Here is a 2,418-nt window from a genome sequence, read left to right as displayed (position 1 = left end):
GCCACGTCGCTTGGGCCGGAGCGGGGCATTAGTGCCAAGGTAAACGCCTATCTGACAAAGCTGTGCGAGCCGAATTGCACGAACGAAGACTTTGTCCGGATCGACAAGCAAGTCCGAGAGTTCGAGGCGGCCGTGACCCTCGAAAGGATGGACAATCTGACGCCTGAGCAGGCGTTGAGGCTCGGGGACGCTTTGTCGAATATGATCCCCTATTTTGGATCACCGGCGATGTTGTACCAGGCGGTGACCGGCCGGACTTTAAGCGCGCAGCCACTTGAGACGGTAGACCGTTGGCTGTCCGGGATTTTGGGTGCAATCCCCGTTGGTGCTGCGGCTTATGGCAAGCTCAGCCAGTTGCTAGGGCGCGGTGCAGGGGCGGTTGATCCGGAGGCGCTCAACGCGCTCGTCGCAAACGGAGTCAAATTTACGCGCGAGCACGTGGTGGCCACAACGCGCACGCCCAGCGGACAGGTTGTTTTTCTAGAAACAGGTAGCACCACTGCCGGATTGAGGCATATTATCCAGGAGCACGCAAAGGATTTTGCTAATATCGGTGTTACCGAATCCCAGATTCCAGGTGTCGTTATGAGTGCTATTAAAGAGGGCCTTATTGTGGGCTATCAAGGGACGGGGACCGGGCGGCCGATATATCAGACTGTGGTAAATGGCCAGAAACAAAACATAGCTATCACGATCGGAAGTAATGGATTTGTCGTGGGGGCGAATCCAGCGGGGCGTATCAAATGAAGAAAATCAAGTTGATGGCAGATTACTATTGTTTCCCGTTGTGGGAGGCATCGCCTGGGGAAGTTGGGAATATCGATCCTGCCGATCTTCCTATCTCACCTCAGTTAAGAATAAGGCTTCTTAAATGGGCGGAAAAGTTGGATAAGACGTTAAATATGGATTATCCGCCAGATTCCCGATTTCCGAGCGAGGCAGAAGAGCGTCAGTTCAAACGTGAAGGGTTTGAATTGGCAGATGAGCTAAGATCGGAACTTGGTCCAGACTATGAGGTAATACTGCATTTGTGGTGATCACGATTTTATCCCAAAGCACGTGGGATGTGGTGTCGCACCGTGCTGTAGTTTTTGCTATTACGCGCCAGTTTTATAAAAGGGATAGTCTTTGGTCGTCAAATATGGATGCCTCTTAGAAAGCAGTGCTCGGCCGGGGGGCGGGTTTCGGGGATTTCATCTTTGACCCAGGGACAGCTCGACTGCTGACTCTCTTGGTCGACAAGCAGCAATTGGCATGGCCGGTCACCTTGAAAGAGGCCGGCAAGCAGATGAGATTGGCAAACCAGGCAAACCGCGAGGCCCTGTGAGCCTTTGTGGAAAGGCCTAGCCACGCGGCCATCATCCCGGAACGCCGCCGCCCCCCGTGACATCCATCCCCATGAACGGGGACCCCATCGCCCACGCCGTCCGGCGCCGAGGCCAACGGGTTCGTTTAATGGAGGAGGGATGCCATGAAGCACATCCTGACGGCCTTATCCCTATGCTGCGCAGCGACAATGGGGTGGGCCCAATCTCCCACCGACGCCCAAATCGCGGCAATCGTCGTTACAGCAAACCAGGTCGACATCGACGCCGGCGAACTGGCGCGGACGAAGGCGAAGTCCAGGGACGTGAAGGAATTCGCAGACCTGATGGTCACTGACCACACCAGCGTCAACAAGTCCGCAATGGACCTGGCCAAGAAGCTCGACCTCACGCCCGAAGACAACCCGACCGCCCAGACCCTGAAGCGGGGCGGGGAAGCAAACATCGCCAAACTGAAGGGGCTCAAGGGTGATGCGTTCGACCGGGCCTATGTCGATCAGGAGGTCGACTACCACCAGGCCGTGCTCAATGCCCTGGACAAGACCCTGGTGCCGAGCGCCAGCAATGCCGAGTTGAAGGCCCTGCTGGTCAAGGTGCGGCCGGCGTTCGTCGCGCATCTGGAGCATGCGAAGCAGTTGCAAGCCTCGCTGCCGAAGAGCAAGAACGCCACCAAGAACAAGAAGCCATGAGTGGCAGTCGGGGGACCGTTCTGGGGTCGCTGTAAAGAATACTGGGGGGACGCCCAAGATTATGTTTAGGCCGGATCCTTCTGCTCGTGGATATCACCGCAACTCGGAGTACTGTCGTGCACAAGGCCGGTAACAACTGTCGGGTATGCGGCTATATGCTCGAAACGGGCAAGCCTCATCGACATTGGTTTGAATGAGGCCGCTCTTCCTCTTAACGATGGTGATGCTGTGCTAAAGCTGTATTGTCTGCAAGAATTGGCGGGCGCTCGGTGGCGACGTTTTATCGATTGATCGAGCGTCGCCGGCAACAATATCGAGCTCAATGTCGAGGGCGCGATTACCAATACGTTGCCGCCGCCGGTCACGGTGCACGAGAACTACGGCAAGAAGGAGCAGTACGCCGG

The 2,418-nt window shown here is 56.2% G+C and carries 3 protein-coding genes; all 3 read left to right on the top strand.

The genetic code is table 11. From position 1 onward, the window contains the following. A partial coding sequence (locus HTY53_RS24555; RefSeq protein WP_217435748.1) for a hypothetical protein occupies window positions 1-747 on the top strand: 747 nt, incomplete at its 5' end. Further along, window positions 744-1,037: a hypothetical protein gene (locus HTY53_RS24550; RefSeq protein WP_174109190.1), complete on the top strand. Its 294-nt coding sequence runs from the start codon at window positions 744-746 to the stop codon at window positions 1,035-1,037. The genes HTY53_RS24555 and HTY53_RS24550, both read left to right, overlap by 4 nt. A 434-nt stretch (window positions 1,038-1,471) precedes the next feature. Next, the gene (locus tag HTY53_RS24545) at window positions 1,472-2,014 is read left to right on the top strand and encodes a DUF4142 domain-containing protein (RefSeq protein ID WP_174109189.1); all 543 of its coding nucleotides are present in this window, start codon (window positions 1,472-1,474) and stop codon (window positions 2,012-2,014) included. Window positions 2,015-2,418 lie beyond the last annotated feature (404 nt).

It is taken from the genome of Cupriavidus gilardii (assembly GCF_013314895.1).
In the GTDB taxonomy this organism is placed as follows: Bacteria; Pseudomonadota; Gammaproteobacteria; order Burkholderiales; family Burkholderiaceae; genus Cupriavidus; species Cupriavidus gilardii_C.
This window is presented reverse-complemented; position numbering and strand designations above follow the sequence as displayed.

What these genes read in the sequence shown, in the direction of transcription:
- HTY53_RS24545 (WP_174109189.1), top strand. Translation starts at nt 1,472, where the DNA reads ATGAAGCACATCCTGACGGCCTTATCCCTATGCTGCGCAGCGACAATG.
- HTY53_RS24550 (WP_174109190.1), top strand. Translation starts at nt 744, where the DNA reads ATGAAGAAAATCAAGTTGATGGCAGATTACTATTGTTTCCCGTTGTGG.